19 protein-coding genes and 1 riboswitch are annotated in these 22,603 nt (G+C 74.3%); of the genes, 11 read left to right on the forward strand and 8 right to left on the reverse strand.

What is annotated here, in order from left to right:
* Positions 1-104: 104 nt before the first annotated feature.
* The 3 genes from ACZ4A5_RS24335 to ACZ4A5_RS24345 form a co-directional block, all read right to left on the reverse strand.
* On the reverse strand, positions 105-896 hold the full coding sequence (locus ACZ4A5_RS24335; RefSeq protein WP_361532487.1) for an enoyl-CoA hydratase/isomerase family protein: 792 nt from the start codon (positions 894-896) through the stop codon (positions 105-107).
* 130 nt (positions 897-1,026) lie between these two features.
* The gene (locus ACZ4A5_RS24340) at positions 1,027-1,248 is read right to left on the reverse strand and encodes a helix-turn-helix domain-containing protein (RefSeq protein ID WP_030366669.1); all 222 of its coding nucleotides are present in this window, start codon (positions 1,246-1,248) and stop codon (positions 1,027-1,029) included.
* Positions 1,249-1,668: 420 nt separating this feature from the next.
* On the reverse strand, positions 1,669-3,267 hold the full coding sequence (locus tag ACZ4A5_RS24345) for an ABC-F family ATP-binding cassette domain-containing protein (RefSeq protein ID WP_361532484.1): 1,599 nt from the start codon (positions 3,265-3,267) through the stop codon (positions 1,669-1,671).
* Between the two features lie 312 nt (positions 3,268-3,579).
* On the opposite strand from ACZ4A5_RS24345, the gene ypfJ reads away from it, so the two are divergent.
* Positions 3,580-4,467, forward strand: coding sequence for a KPN_02809 family neutral zinc metallopeptidase (gene ypfJ, locus ACZ4A5_RS24350; RefSeq protein WP_467587995.1), 888 nt, complete (start codon positions 3,580-3,582; stop codon positions 4,465-4,467).
* Positions 4,468-4,749: 282 nt separating this feature from the next.
* On the opposite strand, the gene ACZ4A5_RS24355 is transcribed toward ypfJ, so the two are convergent.
* The 3 genes from ACZ4A5_RS24355 to ACZ4A5_RS24365 form a co-directional block, all read right to left on the reverse strand.
* Positions 4,750-6,171, reverse strand: coding sequence for a hypothetical protein (locus tag ACZ4A5_RS24355; RefSeq protein ID WP_467587998.1), 1,422 nt, complete (start codon positions 6,169-6,171; stop codon positions 4,750-4,752).
* 111 nt (positions 6,172-6,282) lie between these two features.
* Complete coding sequence (locus tag ACZ4A5_RS24360) at positions 6,283-7,410, reverse strand: alpha/beta hydrolase (protein ID WP_467588002.1); 1,128 nt, start codon at positions 7,408-7,410, stop codon at positions 6,283-6,285.
* 322 nt (positions 7,411-7,732) lie between these two features.
* Positions 7,733-8,422, reverse strand: a complete 690-nt coding sequence (locus tag ACZ4A5_RS24365) for a class II aldolase/adducin family protein (RefSeq protein ID WP_467588005.1) — start codon at positions 8,420-8,422, stop codon at positions 7,733-7,735.
* A gap of 113 nt (positions 8,423-8,535) precedes the next feature.
* On the opposite strand from ACZ4A5_RS24365, the gene ACZ4A5_RS24370 reads away from it, so the two are divergent.
* The 7 genes from ACZ4A5_RS24370 (at position 8,536) to ACZ4A5_RS24400 (ending at position 17,431) form a co-directional block, all read left to right on the forward strand.
* Entirely contained in the window at positions 8,536-9,780 is a 1,245-nt protein-coding gene (locus ACZ4A5_RS24370; RefSeq protein ID WP_467588008.1) for an inorganic phosphate transporter, read from the forward strand.
* Positions 9,781-9,792: 12 nt separating this feature from the next.
* On the forward strand, positions 9,793-10,005 hold the full coding sequence (locus ACZ4A5_RS24375) for a hypothetical protein (RefSeq protein WP_467588012.1): 213 nt from the start codon (positions 9,793-9,795) through the stop codon (positions 10,003-10,005).
* Between the two features lie 370 nt (positions 10,006-10,375).
* Positions 10,376-10,503: riboswitch (cobalamin riboswitch) on the forward strand.
* A gap of 122 nt (positions 10,504-10,625) precedes the next feature.
* Positions 10,626-11,612, forward strand: coding sequence for a cobalamin biosynthesis protein (locus ACZ4A5_RS24380; RefSeq protein ID WP_467588015.1), 987 nt, complete (start codon positions 10,626-10,628; stop codon positions 11,610-11,612).
* 29 nt (positions 11,613-11,641) lie between these two features.
* A complete protein-coding gene (locus ACZ4A5_RS24385; protein WP_467588045.1) occupies positions 11,642-13,189 on the forward strand; it encodes a cobyric acid synthase in 1,548 nt (515 codons plus the stop codon).
* A 77-nt stretch (positions 13,190-13,266) separates the two neighbouring features.
* Positions 13,267-15,366: a putative cobaltochelatase gene (locus ACZ4A5_RS24390; protein ID WP_467588017.1), complete on the forward strand. Its 2,100-nt coding sequence runs from the start codon at positions 13,267-13,269 to the stop codon at positions 15,364-15,366.
* A complete protein-coding gene (gene cobO / locus ACZ4A5_RS24395) occupies positions 15,366-15,962 on the forward strand; it encodes a cob(I)yrinic acid a,c-diamide adenosyltransferase (protein ID WP_467588021.1) in 597 nt (198 codons plus the stop codon). The genes ACZ4A5_RS24390 and cobO overlap by 1 nt, the downstream gene beginning before the upstream one ends.
* A complete protein-coding gene (locus ACZ4A5_RS24400; protein ID WP_467588025.1) occupies positions 15,956-17,431 on the forward strand; it encodes a cobyrinate a,c-diamide synthase in 1,476 nt (491 codons plus the stop codon). Before cobO ends, ACZ4A5_RS24400 begins: the two co-directional genes overlap by 7 nt.
* Before the next feature lie 2 nt (positions 17,432-17,433).
* Here ACZ4A5_RS24400 and ACZ4A5_RS24405 read toward each other — a convergent pair whose 3' ends face one another.
* The gene (locus tag ACZ4A5_RS24405; protein WP_467588028.1) at positions 17,434-18,159 is read right to left on the reverse strand and encodes a ZIP family metal transporter; all 726 of its coding nucleotides are present in this window, start codon (positions 18,157-18,159) and stop codon (positions 17,434-17,436) included.
* A gap of 93 nt (positions 18,160-18,252) precedes the next feature.
* Here ACZ4A5_RS24405 and ACZ4A5_RS24410 point away from each other — a divergent pair, with 93 nt between their 5' ends.
* Entirely contained in the window at positions 18,253-18,633 is a 381-nt protein-coding gene (locus ACZ4A5_RS24410; RefSeq protein ID WP_467588031.1) for a cobalamin biosynthesis protein, read from the forward strand.
* Positions 18,634-18,770: 137 nt separating this feature from the next.
* Positions 18,771-19,823 (forward strand): Rv2231c family pyridoxal phosphate-dependent protein CobC, encoded by a 1,053-nt coding sequence (gene cobC / locus ACZ4A5_RS24415; protein ID WP_467588034.1) that lies wholly within the window; start codon positions 18,771-18,773, stop codon positions 19,821-19,823.
* Positions 19,824-19,960: 137 nt separating this feature from the next.
* Here the strand turns inward: cobC and ACZ4A5_RS24420 are convergent, their stop codons facing one another.
* Positions 19,961-20,860 carry an SCO1860 family LAETG-anchored protein gene (locus ACZ4A5_RS24420; RefSeq protein ID WP_467588048.1) on the reverse strand — a complete coding sequence of 300 codons (900 nt, stop codon included), beginning with the start codon at positions 20,858-20,860 and terminating at the stop codon, positions 19,961-19,963.
* A gap of 622 nt (positions 20,861-21,482) precedes the next feature.
* On the opposite strand from ACZ4A5_RS24420, the gene ACZ4A5_RS24425 reads away from it, so the two are divergent.
* A complete protein-coding gene (locus ACZ4A5_RS24425; RefSeq protein ID WP_467588038.1) occupies positions 21,483-22,523 on the forward strand; it encodes an aminotransferase class V-fold PLP-dependent enzyme in 1,041 nt (346 codons plus the stop codon).
* Positions 22,524-22,603 lie beyond the last annotated feature (80 nt).

Consider the following 22,603-nt stretch of genomic DNA (forward strand, 5'->3'; position numbering starts at 1 on the left):
TTCTCTCCCCCTCCCCCCCCCCCCCCCCCCCCCCCGCCCCCCCCCCCCCTCCCCCCCCCCCCCTCTCCCCCCCCCCCCCCCCCCCCCCCCCCCCCCGCTCGGGTTCACTCCCCCAGCCCGGCGAGGTCCCGCAGCCGGCGGGCCTGGGCCTGGCGCTCGGCGGCGCGCTGCGCCTCGTACGTACGGCCGGCGGCGTCGCGCAGCAGGGCCTTGGTCTCGACGACGGCGTCGCGGGGCGCGGCCAGCAGGGCCGCGGCCAGGTCCTGGACGGCGGCGTCGAGCTCGGCGGCCGGGACGACGAGGTTGGCGAGGCCCGTGCGCTCGGCCTCCTCGGCGTGGACGAAACGGCCCGTGGCGCAGATCTCCAGGGCGCGGGCGTAACCCACCAGCGACAGCAGCGGGTGGGTGCCGGTGAGGTCCGGCACCAGGCCCAGGCTGGTCTCGCGCATGGCGAACTGGACGTCGTCCGCGCAGACCCGCAGGTCACAGGCGAGGGCCAGCTGGAAGCCCGCGCCGATGGCGTGGCCCTGCACGGCGGCGATGGAGACGATGTCGTTTCGCCGCCACCAGGTGAACGCCTCCTGGTAGGTGGCGATCTCGGCGTCGAGCGCCTCGTCGGAGCCGCGCGCGAGATCGAGGAAGGACGGCTCACCGTCGAAGCCCTCGGGGGTGAACGCCTGCCGGTCGAGGCCCGCGGAGAAGGACTTGCCTTCCGCGCGCAACAGCACGACCCGCACGCTCCCCGGCAGCAGCCGTCCGGCCTCGGCCAGCCCCCGCCACAGCGCGGGCGACTGAGCGTTGCGCTTGGCGGGGTTGGTGAGAGTGACGGTGGCCACCGCGTCATCCACGGTGAGCTGTATGCCGTCCTGGTCGAGCAGGGTCTTGGGGGCGGTCATCGGGGCCTCCGAATCGGCAGCAGTCGCGCAGCGGTTCGCGCTATGTTGACTGCACAGTAACCACCCGGTCGACTGCTCGACCGACCGGGTGGCACTGCCCACACCGACGGTGCCCTTGGGGTGCGCGACGTCAGGCCGAGGCGGCCTTCTTGCCGCGCGTCGCTCCGCCGCGACCGCGAAGGATCACGCCGGATTCGCTGAGCATCCGGTGGACGAAGCCGTAGGAGCGGCCGGTCTCTTCGGCCAGCGCCCTGATGCTCGCACCGGAGTCGTACTTCTTCTTCAGGTCTGCCGCGAGCTTCTCGCGCGCGGCGCCGGTTACCCGGCTGCCCTTCTTCAGAGTCTCGGCCACCCGTGCCTCCTCATGGGAGATGCGCCTCTTGACTCTCATGATCACCCCTACGCGGCCTCCTGGCCACCCATTCGACAAGGTCCATGAGATGAGGTTTCCCCGTTTTCGGGCCGCGACAGGGCTGGGAACAGGCGATTCCGAAGAGTCCTGGTCGTACGGCCGTACGGGTGGCGGAACGAAGCGGCAGGTCAGGCGGGGCAGCCGCGTTCCGTGGTGCGAACACCCCGGCGCACGGCACTGGGCGTGCGCCGGAGCGCTCGACAGCATCGCGGTACGAGCCCTACTCACTCAGATGATGGATCACCTGTCGGCCGAATGATCGGGACAGCACCGAGCGGACGCCGATCAAGCGCCCGGCGGGGCCCCGCCGGGGCGGGGCCGACCGGGTCCGGCTGGGGTCAGGCGAGGGTCAGCCGCGGGTCAGGCGAGGGCGACGAGGTCCGCGTAGTCCGGGCCCCAGAGGTCCTCGACGCCGTCCGGGAGCAGGATGATCCGCTCCGGCTCCAGCGCGTCGACGGCGCCCTCGTCGTGGGTCACCAGGACCACGGCGCCCTTATAGGTGCGCAGCGCGCCCAGGATCTCCTCGCGGCTGGCCGGGTCGAGGTTGTTGGTGGGCTCGTCCAGCAGGAGGACGTTGGCGGAGGAGACGACCAGCGTGGCCAGGGCCAGGCGGGTCTTCTCGCCGCCGGAGAGCACGCCGGCGGGCTTGTCGACGTCGTCGCCGGAGAAGAGGAAGGAGCCCAGCGTCTTGCGGACCTCGACGAGGTCGAGGTCGGGGGCGGAGGAACGCATGTTCTCCAGCACCGTGCGGTCCGGGTCGAGCGTCTCGTGCTCCTGGGCGTAGTAGCCGAGCTTCAGGCCGTGGCCGGGGGTGACCTGGCCGGTGTCGGCCTTCTCGGCCCCGGCGAGCAGCCGGAGCAGCGTGGTCTTGCCCGCGCCGTTGAGGCCCAGGATGACCACGCGCGAGCCCTTGTCGATGGCCAGGTCGACGTCGGTGAAGATCTCCAGCGAGCCGTAGGACTTCGACAGGCCCTCGGCGGTGAGCGGGGTCTTGCCGCAGGGCGCGGGCTCCGGGAAGCGGAGCTTGGCGACCTTGTCGGAGGCGCGCACCGCCTCCAGGCCCGAGAGCAGCTTCTCGGCGCGCTTGGCCATGTTCTGCGCGGCGACCGTCTTGGTGGCCTTGGCGCGCATCTTGTCGGCCTGCGAGTTGAGGGCCGCGGCCTTCTTCTCGGCGTTCTGCCGCTCGCGCTTGCGGCGCTTCTCGTCGGCCTCGCGCTGCTGCTGGTAGAGCTTCCAGCCCATGTTGTAGACGTCGATCTGGGAGCGGTTCGCGTCGAGGTAGAAGACCTTGTTGACGACCGTCTCGACCAGGTCGACGTCGTGGGAGATCACGATGAAGCCGCCGCGGTAGGTCTTGAGGTAGTCCCGCAGCCAGGCGATCGAGTCGGCGTCGAGGTGGTTGGTGGGCTCGTCGAGGAGCAGGATGTCGGCGTCCGAGAAGAGGATCCGGGCCAGCTCCACGCGGCGGCGCTGACCGCCGGAGAGCGTGTGCAGCGGCTGGCCGAGGATCCGGTCGGGCAGGCCGAGGCTGGCGGCGATGGTCGCGGCCTCCGCCTCGGCGGCGTACCCGCCCTTGGTGAGGAACTCGGTCTCCAGGCGCTCGTACTTCTTCATCGCCTTCTCGCGCGTGGCCCCCTTGCCGTTGGCCATGCGCTCCTCGTTCTCCCGCATCTTGCGCAGGACGGAGTCGAGGCCGCGGGCGGAGAGGATCCGGTCACGGGCGAGGACGTCGAGGTCGCCGGTGCGCGGGTCCTGCGGCAGATAGCCGACCTCACCCGAGCGGGTGATGGTGCCGCCGGCGGGCATGCCCTCGCCGGCGAGGCACTTGGTGAGGGTCGTCTTGCCCGCGCCGTTGCGGCCGACGAGGCCGATGCGGTCGCCACGGGCGATGCGGAAGGAAGCGGACTCGATGAGGACGCGGGCGCCGGCGCGCAGCTCGATGCCGGAAGCGGTGATCACGGAATTACTCCTGAGCGGAAGGGACGGCGGTGGGGACGGGGGTGAACACACCCGCGCGCGAGCACGCCCGCGCGGTCATGCGCGGGGCCGGGCGGCGGGGTGGGGACCGGCGCCGTCTAATGCACGAGGAGGAATGCCATACGGACCAGTCTAACGGGGGCGCGCAAGCGGGTTTCCCGGTGTGCCCGTGGCGGTCCGGCGGCCCGCCGGGGTAGGCATGGGCGCGACCGGCCGCCGGTGCCCACGACGCCACCCCGGAAGGGCACACAACGGACGGCGCACGGATACTCGGGGTGGAGAGGCGGTAACCGCATGCAGTTCGACGACGACGCGGACCTGGACACGTCCCAGGTGCAGGACTCCCGGGGCGGTGGCATCCCGGGCGGCGGCCTGACCATCGGCGGCGGGATCGTGGGGCTGATCGCCCTGGTGCTGGGGCTCTTCTTCGGCATCGGCCCGCAGGAGCTCGGGCTCTCCTCCGGGCCGTCGGCGTCGGCGAGTTCGAGCACCGGCGAGCAGGTCTCCCAGCACTGCCGCACCGGGCGCGACGCCAACACCAAGGAGGACTGCCGGATCGTCGCCGTGGTCAACAGCGCCCAGTCCTTCTGGACCCAGGAGTTCGCCCGCCGTTCGCGCACCTACACCCCGGCGTCGACCGTCTTCTTCACCGGCCGGACCGACACCGCCTGCGGGGCCGCGACCTCGGCGGTCGGCCCCTTCTACTGCCCCGGTGACCGCAAGGTCTATCTCGACCTGGGCTTCTTCAGCGAGCTGCACAGCAAGTTCGGGGCCAGCGGCGGGCCCTTCGCCCAGGCGTACGTCGTCGCGCACGAGTACGGGCACCACATCCAGAACCTGCTGGGCACGCTCGGCCGCGCGCAGGACCGCAAGACCGGCGCGGGGAGCAACTCCGTCAAGGTCGAGCTCCAGGCCGACTGCTACGCCGGGGTGTGGGCCAAGCACGCCACCACGACGCCCGAGAAGTCCACCGGGCGCCCGCTGCTCACCCAGCTGACGAAGGCGGACATCGACGACGGGCTCTCCGCGGCGGCCGCCGTCGGCGACGACCGGATCCAGGAGAAGTTCCAGGGGCGGGTCACGCCGGAGAGCTGGACGCACGGGTCCGCGGCGCAGCGGCAGCAGTGGTTCACGACGGGGTACGCGTCGGGGGATCTGGGGCGGTGCGACACGTTTCGCTAGCCGCTCGGGCTGACCGGGGCTTCCGGGTGCCTCGGCGTTGTCGGGTGCGCCGCCGTTTCGCCTGCGGCGGGCTTTGTTCCCCAGCCCCGCCCCTTCCCGGCTGCGTCTGATGTGCGGCTCCGCCGCGTGGGGGCAAGCCCCCAGACCCCCAGCAACACGCTTCGCGCGTTGTCCTCAGACTCCCCAGCTACCTCCCCCAGACTCCGTCCGGGGGTGCCCCCAGGGGTGCCCCCAACGGGCTGATCTGGCTGAGCTCAGCCAGATCAGCCCGTCCGGCGTTGGCTACGCCCCTCCCACGTGGACCTGGAAAGCCGCTCTGCGCATCGCCTTCGCCAGGGCCGGGTCCGGGTGGGCCGCTGCCAGGGCCACCAGGACCTGGACCGTGCGGGGGTGCCCCACCGCCCGTACCTCCTCCAGAAGGCCCGGGACCGTGCCCTGGACCGCCGAGTCCAGGTGGCGGACCAGCAGGCGGCTCTCGCCGTGGTCGGCGACGGCCGCGGCCGTGTCGACCCACAGCCAGGTCGCCTCCTCACGGGTGAGGACCTCGGCCGCCTGCTCCGGGTCCCGGCCCTCGTGCTCGGCGAGCCACAGCAGGGCGTACGGGCGCAGGCACGGTTCCTCGGCGGCCGCCCGTACGGCGGGCTCGGCGGGGGCGCCCACCGCGCGCAGGGCCTCGAAGGCCAGGCCGCGGACGAGGGCGTCGTCACCGCGCGCGGCGTCGAGGAGCTCGCTGAGGGCGCTGCGCGTGGGCCGGGCGGCGAGCCAGGCGCGGTACTCGGCGCGGGCCGGGCCCGGGGTGAGATCGGCGCAGCCGCGCAGCATCGCCTCGGCGGACAGCTCGATGTGCCCGGCCGGGCTCTGCGCGGCCACACAGATCTGTTCGAGCTTGACCCAGACCGCCCAGTTGCCGAGCGGGGTCAGGACGGCCTCCGGGCTGTCGCCGGCGCCCTCCCGCATGACGAGCGCGCCGACGGCGGCGAGCCCTTCGAGCGCCCAGTCGAGCAGCCCGGCGAGCGGGTCGCCACCGCTCGGGGCGGGGGTCACGGCGGGTCCGGCGGCCGGCTCCGGGCCGTCGTACGGAATCTCGCAGCGCTCGGCGCGGATCTCGGCGACGCGCTGCTGGAGCAGGTCCAGGAGCATCGCCACGGAGACGGGTCCCGCCGAGAGATGCATCACGGACAGCAGCTGGGGGGCGGCCTCCACGACCTCGGCGGCGATCGTCGCGTCCGCGCCCGCGGGCACGGGGTGGGCGAGCGACCACGCGTCGAAGAGGGCGACCCAGCCACGCAGCACGGCGCCGTCGTCACGGTCCCACGCCTGGAGGCGCCAGCCCGGACGCGCGGTGTCGCCGTGCAGTTCGATGAGCCCGGCGAGGCGGGCGCGGTCCCAGTCCATGCGCACCTGGTGGGCCGTCAGCCGCAGGGCGTCGGCGGCCCGCTCGGCCGCCCTCTCCGCGAGGCCCCCGGCCGTGGCCGGGCGCAGGGTCGTGCCGCGGCCGCGCTCGGCGGCCGCCCAGCGGGCCACACGGACCGCGCCCGTGAGGCTGCCTCTCGCCTGCCGGGCGAGTTCCGCCGGTGCCGGAGTGCCCGCGGGCGGGCGGGGCGCCGGGCGGGAGCCTCGGTTCGCCACGGCCCGGCGGGCAGCGGCGATCGGCTGTCGGGGGACCAGTCTGAGCCGGGAGTCGCGCGGAGTACGGGACGTCACAGGAGCAGTCTTGCCGTTGACGCTCCGAAAACCCAATCGGAATCAACTGTCCACCTTCGGACCAGCGCCGCAAGACGTTCGGAAAGGGCCGGTAACGACCGGTGGAACCGCTCACATCAGGGGCGTGAGGAAGCGGCGGAGAGCCTCTTCGTAAGCCGCTGGATGAGCGTTCCACATCCCGGCGTGCGGGGCGTGCCGGACGGCGCGCAGGTGTATCAGTTCCGGTCGCCGCGCGACGAGTTCACGGGAGTGCGCCCAGGGCGCGAGGGTGTCGTCGGGGCCGTGCAGGAGCAGTACGGGAACGGTCAGCCGGGCGGGGTCGGTGGCGGCGAAGAGGGTGTCGGCACCCAGTCCCGTCCGCCCCTCCGCGGCCCGGACCGCAAGCGGAAGCAGTGCGGCCGGTGTGTGGCGGTACGCGGCGCAGGTGCGGACGAGTGCCTGCCAGTCGAGGACCGGGGAATCCATGATCACGCCCGCGACGCGCCGCGCCAGCGCCGAGTCGAGGGCGGCGAGGAGCGCCATGGTGGCGCCCGTGGACCAGCCGTGCAGGACGATCCGGCGGGCCCCGTAGCGCACGGCGTAGCGGATCGCGGCGTCGAGATCACGCCATTCCGCGGCGCCGAAATGGCTGATGCCTTCCGTTGGGCGGGGGGCGCCGGGGTCACCGCGGTAGCCGAGGGCGAGGACGGGCAGCCGCATCCGGCTGAGGAACGGCATCACGACCATGGGGTGCTCGCGGGTCGCGCCGAGGCCGTGCACCGCGATCACCCAGGTGGCGCGGTCGCCCGGCACGAACCAGGCGGGCAGCGGGCCGAGTTCCCCCGGCACCTCGACGTCGGCGTGGTCGAGACCGAGGGCGTCGCGGGGGTTGCCCGCGTACACCTGCGGCGTGAGCCGCACGCGCGCCCCGGGCTCCAGCACGCCGTGCGTCACGCGCTCCAGGCGGCGTACGACGCAGTCGGCGGGGTGCGGCTCGCCCGCGACGGGCCCTCCGACGACGGCGTGCACGCCGGGTGCGCTGAGTCCGTACGTCCCCGGGCGCTGCGCCTCGACGCTGCGGGTCAGGGTGACGGTGTCATTGCCGACGGCGTGGACGACGAGCTCCGGGGCGTCCGGCAGGGGGCTGCCCGGGCGGGGTTTGAGCGCAGCGTCGGAGGCGTACCGTCCGGCCGCTATGGCGGCCGCTCCGGCACCTAGTACGGTCGTGGCGGCCAGGGCCGCCGCTCTCGCCGGGTGCACGTCTTCAGTGTGAGCGCGTGGTGAGGCTCTGGCCAGTGGGGGGCTTCGCCCCGCGGCCCCTTTCTGCTCCTGCGGCGCTTTCTTTCCCCCACCCCGCCCCTTCCCGAAACCGGGGAGACCCCGGACCCCAGCGACCTTCGGTCGCGTCCTCAAACTCCCCCAGCCACCTCCCCCAGACTCCGTCCGGGGGTGCCCCCAGAGGTGCCCCCAACGGGCTGAGTGTGCTGGCTACGGTCCGCGCAATCCAGCCCGTCCGGCGATTGAGGACAACGCGCGAAGCGTGTTGCGGGGCCCGGGGCGCGCCCCAGGAGCGAACCCCCGCTTACCCCTTCCCCTGCCCGTACCCCCGAAGCTTCCCCATCGCCTCCTCGAGCTGCGGGAGAGTCAGCAACGCCGGCCCGCCCCCCGGCACGGCCGCCGACGTCAGCCACACCCGGCACATCCACTCCAGCTGAGCGGTCCGGTCGTACGCCTCGTCGAGGGTCGCGCCGTGAACGACCGTGCCGTGGTTCCGCAGGAGGCAGCCCGTGCGGTCCTCCAAGGCCCGGAGCATGTTGCTGGCGAGTTCGTCCGTGCCGTAGAGCGCGTAGTCGGCGACCCTCACCGGACCACCCAGCGCCCCCGCCATGTAGTGGACCAGCGGCAGCTCGTCGACCAGGCCCGCGGCCGCCGTCGCGTGGACGGCGTGGGTGTGCACGACGGCCGCCGCGTCGGTGGAGCGGTAGACGGCCAGGTGCATGGGGAGCTCGCTGGTGGGGGTCAGCTCGCCGAGGACCTGGCGGCCGTCGAGGTCGACGCCGACCGCGTCCTCGGGGCGGAGCCGGTCGTACGGGACGCCGGTGGGCGTGACAAGAACGACATCGCCGACCCTCGCGGAGACGTTGCCGGAGGTGCCGACCACCAGTCCGTCCGCCACGGTGCGGCGGGCGGTGGCCACGACCTCGGCCCAGGCCCGCGCGATGTCGTCGCTCGTGCCGCCGTCGTCACCCTGTGCTGTGTTCGATATGCGCATCGCCATCCCCCTCCGGTTCACGTCACTACTCGGTCCGACCCAGTTCACCTTCCGTTCACCCAGGGTCTTTACGGTCACCGCTGTACTGACCATCGAGCTGATTGCCTGGGTGAATGGAACACATCACGCTTCTCATCGGGATCGTGATCGTCACGGCCTTGGTGTTCGACTTTACGAACGGCTTCCACGACACGGCCAACGCCATGGCCACCACCATCTCCACCGGGGCGCTCAAGCCCAAGGTCGCGGTGGCGATGTCGGCGGTTCTCAATCTCGTCGGCGCGTTCCTGTCCGTCGAGGTCGCCAAGACCATCTCCGGGGGCATCATCGACGAGAGTGCCGGGATCAGACCCGAAGTGATCTTCGCGGGGCTGATCGGCGCGATCGTCTGGAATCTGCTGACGTGGCTGGCCGGTCTGCCCTCCAGTTCCTCCCACGCCCTCTTCGGCGGCCTGATCGGCGCGACCATCGTGTCCGTCGGTTTCAACGCGGTGAACGCCGACAAGGTCGTCATGAAGGTCCTCATCCCGGCCGTCGCGGCGCCCATCGTGGCGGGCATCGCCGCCATGGTCGCCACCCGGCTCACCTACCGGCTCGCCAAGGGCCGTGACGAGAAGGAGACCGCCAAGGGCTACCGCGCCGGGCAGATCGCCTCGGCCGCCCTGGTCTCCCTCGCCCACGGCACCAACGACGCGCAGAAGACGATGGGTGTCATCACCCTCGCGCTCGTGACCGGCGGCGTCGTCGCCCCGCACTCCGACCCGCCGCTGTGGGTCATCGTCTCCGCGGGCCTGGCCATCGCGCTCGGTACGTACCTGGGCGGCTGGCGCATCATCCGTACGCTCGGCAAGGGCCTCACCGACATCCAGCCGCCGCAGGGCTTCGCCGCCCAGACCGGCGCCGCGACCGTGATCCTCGCCTCCTCGCACATCGGCTTCGCCCTCTCCACCACCCAGGTCTGCTCCGGCGCGATCATGGGCTCCGGCCTCGGCCGCAAGGGCGGCGTGGTGCGCTGGTCGACCGCGGGCCGGATGGCCGTCGCCTGGTGCCTGACGCTCCCGGCCGCGGGCATCGTCGCCGGTGGCGCCGCGTTCCTCGCCGACCAGGGCGACTGGGGCGTCACCACCGTCGCCGTGCTCGGCCTGCTGGTGTGCGGCGCGATCTACGCCGCTTCCCGCCGCAAGCCGGTCACCCACGACAGCGTCAACGAGGTCCAGCCGGAAACGGCGGAGCCGGCCGGTGTGGTCACCGCCGCGCTCCAGGCCGTCGCCCCGCCGCCGGCCGGCCCCGTGACCGCCGCCCCGGTGGTCGCCGTCTCCTCCGAAGCCGGGCGCACCCCCGCCGCCGCGGCGAGCTAAGGAATCCACACCATGCACATCGACTGGGCAGCTCTCGGTCAGGTCTTCGGCGTCAGCGTCGTGGTGACCGTCGGATTGGTCGGCGTCTTCACGCTCGGGATCGTGGGCACGTCCCGCCCTGCGGGCGGGGCGGCTCCGGGGGGTCTGGCGCGGTCCGGGGCGTATGCGTGCTTTGCGCTGTGCGCGGCGGCTGTGGGGTACGGGATCTTTTTGATCGTGGGGTAGGTGGGTTGCCGCCTGCGGCGGGGCTTTTCCCCTACCCGCCCCTTCCCGAAACTGGGGCTGTCGCCCCAGACCCCGCAACACGGCTTCGCCGCGTTGCCCTCAAACTCCCCCAGCTACCGCTGGGAGGTGCCCCCAACGGGCTGAATATCAGCCCGTCCGGCGTTTGAGGACGCGCCCGCAGGGCGCTGGGGGTCCGGGGGTCTCCCCCGGTTTCGGGAAGGGGCGGGGCTGGGGCACAAGCCCGCCGCAGGCGCGGCGGACCCGCACCCGGCAACGGCCCCGCCACCAAAGCCCCGCTCACCCGCCCCCAGGGAAGTTGACGCCCGTTCACACCCCATGGTGGACTTCCGGGGCCAAACGGCGACAGCAGAGGAAGCCGGTGCGAGTCCGGCGCGGTCCCGCCACTGTCACCGGGGAGCGTCTCCCCCATCGGAGTGCCACGGCCCGCACTCGCGGGCGGGAAGGCCGGGGCGGCGTCGATCCGGGAGCCAGGAGACTCTGGTCGCCGGTCACGTCGAGCCAGGGCGCGGACCCTGAGTGAGGACACATCGCCATGTCCGGCTGCCGCCGACCATCCCGTTCCCCCGGATCCAGGTACCACGCGACGGCGGTCTGATCCGATGCGCGCCGATCACCTCGGTTTCGCCTGCGGTGCCACGCTCGGCTTTCTCGGCGACCTCGCTCTCGGCGACCCCCGCCGCGGCCACCCCGTGGCCGCTTTCGGACGTGCCGCGCAGGCCGTGGAGCAGCGGCTGTGGCGCGACCACCGCGGTCATGGCGCCCTGCACACGCTGCTGTGCGCGGGCGGCACCGTGGCCGCCGCCGGTGCGCTGGCCCGTGCCGTACGCCCCTCCCCCGCCGCCACGGTCGCCCTGACCGCCGCCACCACCTGGGCCGTGCTCGGCGGCACCTCGCTGGGCCGTGAGGCCCGCGCCATCGGGGGCGCGCTCGCCGTGGGCGACCTGGAGGTCGCCCGGGAGCGGCTGCCCCATCTGTGCGGGCGCGACCCCGAGGCGCTGGACGGTCCGCAGCTGGCCCGCGCCGTCGTGGAGTCCGTCGCGGAGAACACCTCCGACGCCGTCGTGGGCGCCCTCGTCTGGGGTGCGCTGGGCGGTGTTCCGGGGCTGGCCGGCTTCCGCGCCGTCAACACCCTGGACGCGATGGTGGGCCACAAGTCGCCCCGCTACCGCCGCTTCGGCTGGGCCTCGGCCCGGCTCGACGACGTCGTCGGCTGGCCCGGCGCCCGGCTCACCGCCGCCCTCGCCGTGCTCGCCGGGCCCGACCCGCGGGGCGCCTGGCGGGTGGCCCGGCGCGACGCGTCCCGGCACCCGAGCCCCAACGCGGGCCCGGTGGAAGCCGCGTTCGCGGGGGCGCTCGGTGTGCGCCTCGGCGGCACCCTCGCCTACAAGGGCCGCGTCGAGCACCGCCCCGTCCTGGGCGCGGAGAACCGCCCGGTGGAGGCCGCCGACATCGAGCGCGCCGTACGCCTCTCCCGGCGGGTGTCGCTGCTGGCGCTGGGCGTCGCGATCGGGGTGCGGGCCGCCGTCTCCCGGGGCCGTGCGGCGGGCAGCCTTTTCCCAGATCGCCTTACGAGGAGGAGCCGGTGACAGCGGACAAGGGCGGGCCCACGGGCCCGCTGGGCGGGGGCCTGCTCGTGGCCGGGACGACCTCGGACGCGGGCAAGAGCGTGGTGACCGCCGGGATCTGCCGGTGGCTGGTCCGCAAGGGCGTCAAGGTCGCGCCGTTCAAGGCGCAGAACATGTCGCTCAACTCCTTCGTGACCCGCGAGGGCGCGGAGATAGGCCGCGCGCAGGCCATGCAGGCCGCCGCGGCCCGGGTGGAGCCGTCGGCCCTGATGAACCCCGTGCTGCTCAAGCCCGGCGGCGACCGCAGCAGCCAGGTGGTGCTGATGGGCAAGCCGGTGGGCGAGCTCAGCGCGCGCGGGTATTTCGGGACGTCCGAGGGGTCGTCCCCCGGGGGGACACGGCACTGGGGGCGCCAGGAGCGGCTGTTCGGCACGGTGACCGAGTGCCTGGAGGAGCTGCGGCGCACCCACGACGCCGTGATCTGCGAGGGTGCGGGCAGCCCCGCCGAGATCAACCTGCGGCGCACCGACATCGTCAACATGGGCATAGCCCGGGCGGCGCGGCTGCCGGTCGTCGTGGTCGGGGACATCGACAGGGGCGGGGTGTTCGCGTCGTTCTTCGGTACGACGGCGCTGCTGTCCCGCGAGGACCAGGCGCACATAGCGGGCTATCTGGTCAACAAGTTCCGGGGTGACGTGACGCTGCTGGAACCCGGCCTGGAGATGCTGCGCGACCTGACCGGGCGGCCCACGGTCGGCGTGCTGCCCTTCGCCCACGGCCTCGGCATCGACGAGGAGGACGGCCTGCGGGTGTCGATGCGCGGCGCGGTGCGCGAGTCGGTGGTCGCCCCGCCGCACGGCGCCGACGTGCTGCGCGTCGCCGTGTGCGCGGTGCCGCTGATGTCGAACTTCACCGATGTCGACGCGCTCGCCGCCGAACCGGGCGTGGTCGTACGGTTCGTGGACCGCCCGGAGGAGCTCCTCGACGCGGACCTGGTCGTCGTGCCGGGCACCCGCGGCACCGTACGGGCGCTCGCCTGGCTGCGCGAGCGCGGGCTGGCGGACGCGATCGCGCGGCGCGCGGCGGAGGGCCGGCCGGTGCTGGGCATCTGCGGCGGCTTCCAGCTGCTGGGCGAGCGCATCGAGGACGAGGTCGAGTCGAAGGCGGGCACGGTCGAGGGCCTGGGCCTGCTGCCGGTCCGGGTGCGGTTCGCGGTGGAGAAGACGCTGGCCCGGCCGGTCGGCGAGGCGCTCGGCGAGCGGGTGGAGGGCTACGAGATCCACCACGGTGTCGCCGAAGTGCTGGGCGGGGACGAGCCCTTCTTGGATGGTTGCCGTTCGGGCGCGGTGTGGGGTACGCACTGGCACGGCTCGCTGGAGAGCGACGGCTTCCGGCGGGCGTTCCTGCGGCGCGTCGCCGAGGCGGCGGCCCGGTCGTTCGTACCGGCGCCGGACACGTCGTTCGCGGCGCTGCGCGAGGAGCAGCTGGACCGGCTCGGCGATCTCATAGAGCAGCACGCGGACACGGACGCGCTGATGCGGCTGATCGAGGACGGGGTTCCGGCGGGGCTGCCGTTCATACCGCCGGGTGCGCCATGACCGGCCCCGCACCCGCGAACTCACCGGCCCCGCAGGCGCGGGGAAGGACGGACGTCACTCGAAGGAGCGGTCACCGCATGAGCACCACCTATCCGTTCACCGCGATCGTGGGCATGGACGACATGCGGCTCGGCCTGCTGCTCAACGCGCTCTCGCCCGCCATCGGCGGCGTGCTCGTACGGGGCGAGAAGGGCACGGCCAAGACGACCGCTGTCCGAAGCCTGGCCGCGCTGCTGCCCGAGGTCACGGCCGTCACCGGCTGCCGGTTCTCCTGCGACCCCGCGGCCCCCGACCCCACCTGCCCGGACGGCCCGCACGAGGGCGGCGCCCCGCACGCCCCGCGCTCCGCGCGCATGGTCGAGCTGCCGGTGGGCGCCTCCGAGGACCGGCTCGTCGGGGCACTCGACATCGAGCGGGCGCTGTCCGAGGGCGTGAAGGCGTTCGAGCCCGGCCTGCTGGCCGCCGCCCACCGCGGGGTGCTCTACGTCGACGAGGTCAATCTGCTGGGTGACCACCTCGTGGACTCGCTCCTCGACGCGGCCGCGACCGGCTCCTCGTCCGTCGAGCGCGAAGGTGTCTCCGTACGCCACGCCAGCCGCTTCCTCCTCGTCGGCACCATGAACCCCGAGGAGGGCGAGCTGCGCCCGCAGCTCCTCGACCGCTTCGGGCTGACCGTCGAGGTCGCCGCGTCCCGCGAGCCCGACGAACGCGTCGAGGTCGTACGCCGCCGGCTCGCCTACGACGAGGACCCGGCCGCCTTCACCGCCAAGTGGGCCGCCGAGGAGGACGCGCTGCGCGAACGCATCGCCGCCGCGCGCGCCCTGCTGCCGGCGGTGCGGCTCGGTGACGGGGCGCTGCGCCGGATCGCCGCGGTCTGCGCCGGGTTCGAGGTGGACGGCATGCGCGCCGACATCGTCACCGCGCGCACGGCCACCGCGCTCGCCGCGTGGGCGGGCCGTACGGACGTCGTGACCGAGGACGTACGGCAGGCCGCGCTGCTCGCGCTGCCGCACCGGCGGCGGCGCAACCCCTTCGACGCTCCCGGCCTGGACGAGGACAAACTCGACGAGATCCTGCGGCAGTTCGAGGACGACGAGCCGGAGCCCGAGCCCGACCCGGAGCCGGAGGGTCCGGACGACGGTCCCGGTGACGACGGCCCCGGCGGTGGCGAGCCGCCGCGGGACGCGGACGGGCCGGGCACCCCGGACGTCCCGGCGCAGGCCGAGTCGCCGGAGAACACCCCGGCGCGGCAGGAGAGTCCGGCACCCCAGGCCCCCGAGGCGCACGACGGGCAGGGCGCGGCCGACGGGCGGGAGCGCCCGGCGGAGGGCGGTGACGCCCCGGCGGTCGCCGCCGCGGACCCGTTCCGTACGCGCAAGTTCGACGTTCCGGGCCTGGGCGAGGGCGCGGACGGGCGGCGTTCGCGGGCGCGTACGGCGCACGGCCGGACGACGGGGGCCCGGCGCCCGCGGGGCGCGCTGGCGAAGCTGCATCTGGCGGCGACCGTCCAGGCGGCCGCGCCGCACCAGCGGGCGCGCGGGCGCGGCGGGCCGGGCCTGGTCGTGCATCGTGACGACCTGCGGGAGGCGGTGCGCGAGGGGCGCGAGGGCAATCTCGTGCTGTTCGTCGTGGACGCGTCCGGTTCGATGGCGGCGCGCAAGCGGATGGGCGCGGTCAAGGGCGCGGTGCTGTCGCTGCTGCTCGACGCCTACCAGCGCCGGGACAAGATCGGGATGGTCACCTTCCGGGGCGCGGGCGCGGAGGTGGCGCTGCCGCCGACGTCGTCGGTGGACGTGGGCGCGGCCCGGCTGGAGCGGTTGCCGACCGGTGGCCGTACGCCGCTGGCGGCGGGGCTGCTCCAGGCGCACGAGGTGCTGCGGGTGGAGCGGCTGCGTGACCCGTCGCGGCGGCCGCTGCTGGTCGTCGTGACCGACGGGCGGGCGACGGGCGGCCCCGAGCCGCTCGCGCGGGCGGCGCGGGCCGCGCGGCTGCTGGCGGGCGAGGGCACGGCGTCGGTGGTCGTGGACTGCGAGACGGGCCCGGTGCGGCTCGGGCTGGCGGGCGAGCTGGGCCGGGAGCTGCGGGGCCCGGTGGTCACGCTGGAGGAACTGCGCGCGGACAGCGTCTCCGCGCTCGTACGTACGGTGAGGAACACAAGCTCCAGGAGGGCCGCTTAATGCCGCAGGGACAGCCGACCGTCGTTCCGGACGACGGTCTCACCACGCGCCAGCGCCGCAACCGGCCGCTGGTCTTCGTCCACACGGGCATCGGCAAGGGCAAGTCGACGGCCGCGTTCGGGCTGGCGCTGCGCGCGTGGAACCAGGGGTGGCCGGTCGGGGTCTTCCAGTTCGTGAAGTCCGCGAAGTGGAAGGTCGGCGAGGAGCGGGCGCTGAAGGTGCTCGGCGACTCGGGCGAGGGCGGCACGGTCGCCTGGCACAAGATGGGCGAGGGCTGGTCCTGGGTGCAGCGTGACATCGCCTCCAGCGAGGAGGCGGCGCGCGAGGGCTGGGAGCAGGTGAAGCGGGACCTGGCGGCGGAGTCGTACAAGCTCTATGTGCTGGACGAGTTCGCGTACCCGATGCACTGGGGGTGGATCGACACGGACGAGGTGGTCTCGGTGCTGCGGGACCGGCCCGGCACCCAGCATGTGGTGATCACCGGCCGCAACGCCCCGCAGAAGCTGATCGACTTCGCCGATCTGGTGACGGACATGTCCAAGGTCAAGCACCCGATGGACGCGGGCCAGAAGGGCCAGCGGGGCATCGAGTGGTGAACGTCCCCCGTCTCGTCATCGCCGCGCCCGCCTCCGGGAGCGGCAAGACGACCGTCGCCACCGGCCTGATGCGGGCCTTCACGGACGCCGGGCTCACGGTGTCCCCGCACAAGGTCGGCCCCGACTACATCGACCCGGGCTATCACGCGCTGGCGACCGGCCGCCCCGGTCGCAATCTGGACGCCTATATGTGCGGGCCCGAGCGGATCGCCCCGCTGTTCCTGCACGGCGCGGCGGACTGCGATCTCGCCCTGGTCGAGGGCGTGATGGGCCTCTACGACGGGGCGAGCGGGCAGGGTGAGCTGGCGTCGACGGCGCATGTGGCGAAGCTGCTGAAGGCGCCGGTCGTGCTGGTCGTGGACGCGTCGTCGCAGTCGCGGTCGGTGGCGGCGCTGGTGCACGGCTTCGCCTCGTGGGACCCGGAGGTGCGGCTCGCGGGCGTGATCCTGAACAAGGTCGGCTCGGACCGCCATGAGGCGCTGCTGCGCGAGGCGTTGGCGGAGTCGGGGGTGCCGGTGCTGGGCGCGCTGCGGCGCGTGGCCGCGATCGACACGCCCAGCCGCCACCTCGGCCTGGTACCGGCGGCGGAGCGCAGCGCGGCGGCCCTGGATGCGGTGTCCGCGCAGGCGGCACAGGTACGCGAAGGCTGCGACCTCAAGGGCCTGCTGGCCCTGGCGCACAGCGCGCCGCCGCTGCCGGGGCCGGCCTGGGATCCGTCCGAGCCGTTGTGGGCAGGCGGTCCGCGGGGCGGAACGGGTGGGCACTCCCCGGTCACCGGGCCGCGCCATGACCAGGACCCGGGGCAGAGCCCTCCACACGGCGGAGCGGATCGCACGCGGCCGGGAAGGGGCGGGGCGCGGGAACAGAACCCCGTCGTCGCCGTCGCCGGCGGCCCCGCGTTCACCTTCTCGTACGCCGAGCACACGGAGCTGCTCACAGCGGCGGGCGCCGAAGTCGTCACCTTCGACCCGCTGCGGGACGAGCGACTGCCGGACCGCACCGCCGGGTTGATCATCGGCGGCGGCTTCCCCGAGATGTACGCCCCCGAGCTCTCCGCCAACGAACCGCTGCGCAAGGCCGTCGCCGCCCTGGCGGAGCAGGGCGCGCCCATCGCCGCCGAGTGCGCGGGCCTCCTCTATCTGTGCCGCTCGCTCGACGAGAAGCCCATGTGCGGCGTGCTGCCCGCGGCGGCCCGGATGTCGGGGCGCCTCACCCTCGGCTACCGCGAGGCCGTGGCCATCGCGGACAGTCCGCCGGCCGCGGCGGGCACGCGCGTACGCGGTCACGAGTTCCACCGCACGGTCGTCGAGCCGGGCACCGGTGTCACCCCGGCGTGGGGCATGACGCACCCAGAGCGCCGGGTGGAAGGCTTCGTGCAGGGCGGTGTCCACGCCTCGTACCTCCACACGCACTGGGCGGGCTCCCCCGGCACCGCGCACCGCTTCGTGGCGGGCGCGGCGCGGCGGTGACGTCAGCTCGCGAGGCCCACCACGAGCCAGATGAACGCCACTCCGGCCACCGTGCAGGCCAGGGTGGAGCGGGCGGGGTGCGGGTGGTGGGCCTCGGGGAGGATGTCGGAGGTCGCCAGATAGAGCAGCACCCCGCCGAAGAATCCGAGGTACATGCCGAGGAAGTGCTCCGGAAGGGTGAACAGCAGCGTCGAGGCGGCACCGGCGACGGGCGCGACGGCGTCGGCCCCGAGCATCACCAGGGCGCGGTGGCGCTCGTTCCCGTACAGGCCGGTGATCGTGTACGTGTTGAAGCCGTCGGCGAAGTCGTGGGCGATGACCGCGAGCCCGACGGAGGCGGCCATGGGGCTGTCGACCTGGAAGGCGGCGCCGATCGCGATGCCGTCCATGGCGCTGTGCCCGACGAGCGCCGCGGCGGCGGTGAGCCCCACCTGGGGGACGCGTCGCCGGTCGGTGACGCCGTGGTCGGCCCGGCGGACGGCGAGGAGCCGTTCGACGAGATGGGCGGAGAGGAAACCGAAAACGAAGCAGAGCAGGGCGACCGGCACCCCGAAGATCCGCCGCCCGGCGGCCTCCAGCGCCCCCGGCAGCAGGTCGAGGCCGACGACGCCCAGCATCAGCCCGCCGGCGAGCCCCAGGACGAGGTGGCGGCGGTCGGTGACCCGCTGGGCGGTCCAGCCGCCGAGCAGCGTCATCAGGAACGCGCCCAGGGCGACGACGACCGGCACCGGTCCACCACCCTTCTCGCGGCTGCCCCGCCTCCTGCTTACTGACCTCGCGCCCGTACCGCATGTCCACCGTCGCACGTCCCAGGAGAGCCGATGACCGCCCCCGCGCTCTACGTCGGTGTCGGCGCCCGGCGGGGTGCCGGGGCCGACGAGGTCCTCGCGCTGGTCGGGCGGGCGCTCGGCGAGGCGGGCGGCGGGGCGCCCGCGGCGCTGGCCACCGCCGAGGCGAAGGCCGGCGAGCCGGGGCTGCGCGAGGCCGCCGCGCGGCTCGGGGTGCCGCTCCTGTCGTACGGCGCCGGGGCGCTCGCCGCCGTCGCGGTGCCCAGCCCCTCGTCCGCCGTCCTCGCCGCCGTGGGCGTGCCGGGTGTGGCCGAGGCCGCGGCGCTGCTGGCCGCCGGCCCGCGGGGGGCGCTGGTGGTCGGCAAGCGGAAGTCGGCGCGGGTGACCTGCGCCGTCGCGCGCGGACCCGGGTGAGGGCGGCGGGCGAGACGTCAGTACCGTTTCCGGGTCGGGTCCTCGCACGGGCCCCGTCGGCGTCGAGGACCGGCGTCGAGCACAAGACAAGCGCAAGACAAGTACAAGAGAAGCACAAGAGAAGGTGGCCCGCGGCCATGCACACGCCCAGCGAACCCGACCTGCGGCACCACGGCGACGCCGAGGTGCGCGGCGGCGGCGCGGAGTTGACCGACCTCGCGGTCAACGTGCGCTCCGGCACGCCCCCGGAGTGGCTGCGGGAGCACATCGCGGGGTCGCTCGACGGGCTCGCCGCCTATCCGGACGGGCGGGCGGCGCGGCGGGCCGTGGCCGCGCGGCACGGGCTGCCGGAGGAGCGGGTGCTGCTGACGGCGGGCGCGGCGGAGGCGTTCGTGCTGCTGGCGCGGGCCCTGCCGGTGCGGCGGCCGGTGGTCGTGCACCCGCAGTTCACGGAGCCGGAGGCGGCGTTGCGGGCCGCCGGGCACACGGTGGAGCGCGTGCTCCTGGACGCGGCGGACGGCTTCCGGCTGGATCCGCGCGCGGTGCCCGGTGACGCGGACCTGGTGATCGTCGGCAACCCCACCAACCCGACGTCGGTCCTGCACCCCGCGCAGGCGCTGGCCCAGCTCGCCCGCCCGGGGCGGACCCTCGTCGTGGACGAGGCGTTCATGGACGCGGTGCCGGGCGAGCGCGAGTCCCTGGCATCGCGTACGGACCTGCCGGGCCTGGTCGTGCTGCGCAGCCTCACGAAGACCTGGGGCCTCGCGGGGCTGCGCATCGGCTACGTCCTCGCCTCGCCCGGCGCGATAGCGAAGCTGGAGCGGGGCCAGCCGCTGTGGCCCGTCTCCTCCCCCGCCCTCGCGGCGGCCGAGGTGTGCAGCGCGCCCCCGGCGCTCGCGGAGGCCGCCCACGCGGCACACCACCTGGCGTCGGACCGGGCCCATCTGGTCGCGGCGCTCGCGGAGTTCGAGGGGGTGCGCGTGCACGGCCCGGCGGCGGGCCCCTTCGTCCTGATCCGGCTGCCGGACGCGGTGACGGTCCGCTCCCGGCTGCGGGGGCTGGGCTTCGCGGTCCGCCGCGGCGACACGTTCCCGGGCCTGGGCCCGGAGTATCTGCGCCTCGCGGTCCGGGACCGCGCGACGACGGACCGCTTCACGGAGGCGCTCCGCTCGGTGCTCTCGGAGGATTAGGAGCCTGGTGCGGGCTTGTCCGCCGGGGGCGCCCCGCGGGCGTGTCCTCACGCGCCGGACGGGCTGACCGCCACCCGGGGGGCACATACGCGCCCGCCTCGGCCACTTCAAGCCCGTCCGGCACCTGAGGTGTGGTGCTACCTGCCACCCGCCGAGCGACGGCGGGCCGCGAAGAGGGCTCCCCCGCCCACGGCGACGAGCACGGCCGCCGCTCCCGCCACGTACGGCGTGGCCGAACCGCCGCCCGTCTCGGCGAGGTTCTTCGCGGCGGCCGGCGCGGCGGACGCGTGGGCCGCCGTCTGGGGTTTGACGTCCCCGCCGGGCGTGCCCTGCGCCGCGGCCGGGGTCTCGCACGTGGCCTCCGCAAGCGTCACCGAGCCCCGCACGTCGGCCACGTTCAGCTTCAGCGGGTTGACCGCGACGTCGAGCGCCAGCGCGCTCGCCGCCGCCGTGCGGGAGGTCGTGGCCGTCCTGGAGAGGTCGAGCCGCACTTCGCCGACGCCGGGCACCGCGACCTTCGTCGTGCCGTTCGGGGTGAGCGTGACCTTCCGGCCGAGCACCGAGACGCTGCCCAGGAGGTCCGAGGTGGCGGTGGGCTTCCTGCCCGCCTCGCACACGGCCGTGGAGGTGACCTGCTGGACCTCGATGAGCGCGAGGAGCGGCAGGCCGGGGACGTGCACCCGGGCGTGGACGAGACGCGCGTAGCCCTGTGCCTTGTTCCGGTCGGCGGTGGCGCGGGCGGTGGCGGTCTCGGCGCGCAGGACGTCGACGGGCTTGCCCTGTTCCACGCCGTCGAGCGTGACGGCGAGCGCCGTCCTGTCCGCGTCGGCCGGCGCGTGGACCTCGTTGAGGGAGGCGTGGAGCGGGACGTGGACGGTCTTGTCGAGCAGGGCGACGTCGAGCCCGGTGCGCAGGACGGCCGCGCCGGACTTGCCTTGGCCGCCGGAGCCGCTTCCCGTGGCGTGCGCGGGTCCGGCGACGACGGTCGCGGTCGCGGCGGCCGCCACCGCGAGCGCGGTGAGGCGGCGTGCGGGCATGCCGAAGGAAGGGCTGGTGGTGCTGGACACGTGTGTGGAACCCCCACAAGAGGCGTGATGCCGTCGGCGCGGTCCATGGGGGACATCGCCGCGCCGACGGCGGGACCCCGCCATATTTGACCTCTTGAGGGTGAACGGGCGGTCTCCTGGGGTCAGTTCACCCCAACGAGCAGGTTTCGTAGAGGCATTCGATTCGCCCGGCGCGTGAGTCGATTCCCGTCACACGCGTCGCCGCCGCGTGATCGGCCCGGCGGCCCCGCCCGCTGCCGTCCTCCCGGACGAAGACATCCGGTCGCGGTGGTCGCGTGGTCGTCACCACCCGCCGGGAAGACGGTGGCATGGTCGTCGCCGAAGGCCGCGCGGGGCGCGGGCAGTGTCGTTCGGTTCATGCGAACAGCTTCTCGGCGCGGGGCTCGCGGCGCGTCGGCCCAGGCGGCAGACCCCCTCCGCCGCAGGACTGATCCTTTTCTCGTCCCCGGGGCAGAACTCGCCGTACGCTTCTCGGCCTTGAGGAGGACGAACGCCCCTGACCGAGCGCGTGGACGGAGAGCGCCTGACCGGAAAGCGCGGCGGACGGCGAGCACGTGGACGGGACGGTCGCACGCGCGCATAGTGGAGCGGCATGGAGAGTCTCGCACCTGATCACTTCAGCCCCGGGGCCACGCATCTGAACACCGCCGCCTGGGGCCTGATCCCCACGGCCGCCGCCACGGCCATGACCGCTTCCGTCACCGCCGCCGCCGGGGGCCGGCCGCAGGAGCAGGCGTTCTCGGCGGCGGTGGAGGCGGTGCGCGCGGCCTACGGGCGGCTGCTCGGCGTGCCCGCGGCACGGGTGGCCACCGGGAGCTCGGCGGCGGTCTACTGCGGGCTGATCGCCCAGTCCCTGCCCTCCGGCGCCGAAGTCCTCGTCGCGGAGGGCGACTTCAGCTCGCTCGTCAATCCCTTCCACGCGCGCCCCGGCCTGAGGGTGCGCACCGTGCCGCTGGAGAAGACCGCCGACGAGGTGCGGCCCGGCACGGCCCTGGTCGCGGTGAGCGCCGTGCAGTCGGCGGACGGCCGGATCGCGGATCTCGACGCGATCGGCGCGGCCGCCCGCGCCCACGGCGCCCGCACACTGATCGACGTCAGCCAGGCCGCGGGCTGGCTCCCCGTCGACGCGGCGGCCCACGACTACACGGTCTGCGTCGGCTACAAGTGGCTGCTGTGCCCCCGCGGCACCGCCTTCCTCACCGTGCCGGAGGATCTCGGCGGCCTCGTCCCGGTGTTCGCGGGCTGGGTCTCGGGCGAGGACCCGTGGGAGAGCTGCTACGGGCGCGTCGAGCCGATGGCCGCGTCCGCGCGCCGCTTCGACGAAAACGTGCCCGTCTTCTCCTATGTGGCCGCCCGCGAGAGTCTTCGCCTGGTGGAGTCGCTCGGTACGGCGCGCGTCGGGGCGCACGACGTGGCGCTCGCCGACCGCTTCCGCGCGGGGGCCGCCGCGCTCGGTCATGCGCCGGTGGAGGCGGCCGGTTCCGCGATCGTGGCGGTGCCGGGCCTCGGGGGCGCGGTGGAGCGGCTCGCGGCCGCGGGGGTGCACGTGAGCTCCCGCGCGGGTGGTCTCCGTGCGGCGTTCCACCTCTACAACACGGCCGCCGACGTGGACCGGCTGCTGGAAGCGCTGTGAAGCGGGGGGGGGGGGGGGGGGGGGGGAAGGGGGGGGTCGCTGCCGCCGCCCCCCCCCCAACAAAGAGAGAGGAGGAGCCC

This window comes from Streptomyces sp. NPDC025618 (assembly GCF_055558795.1).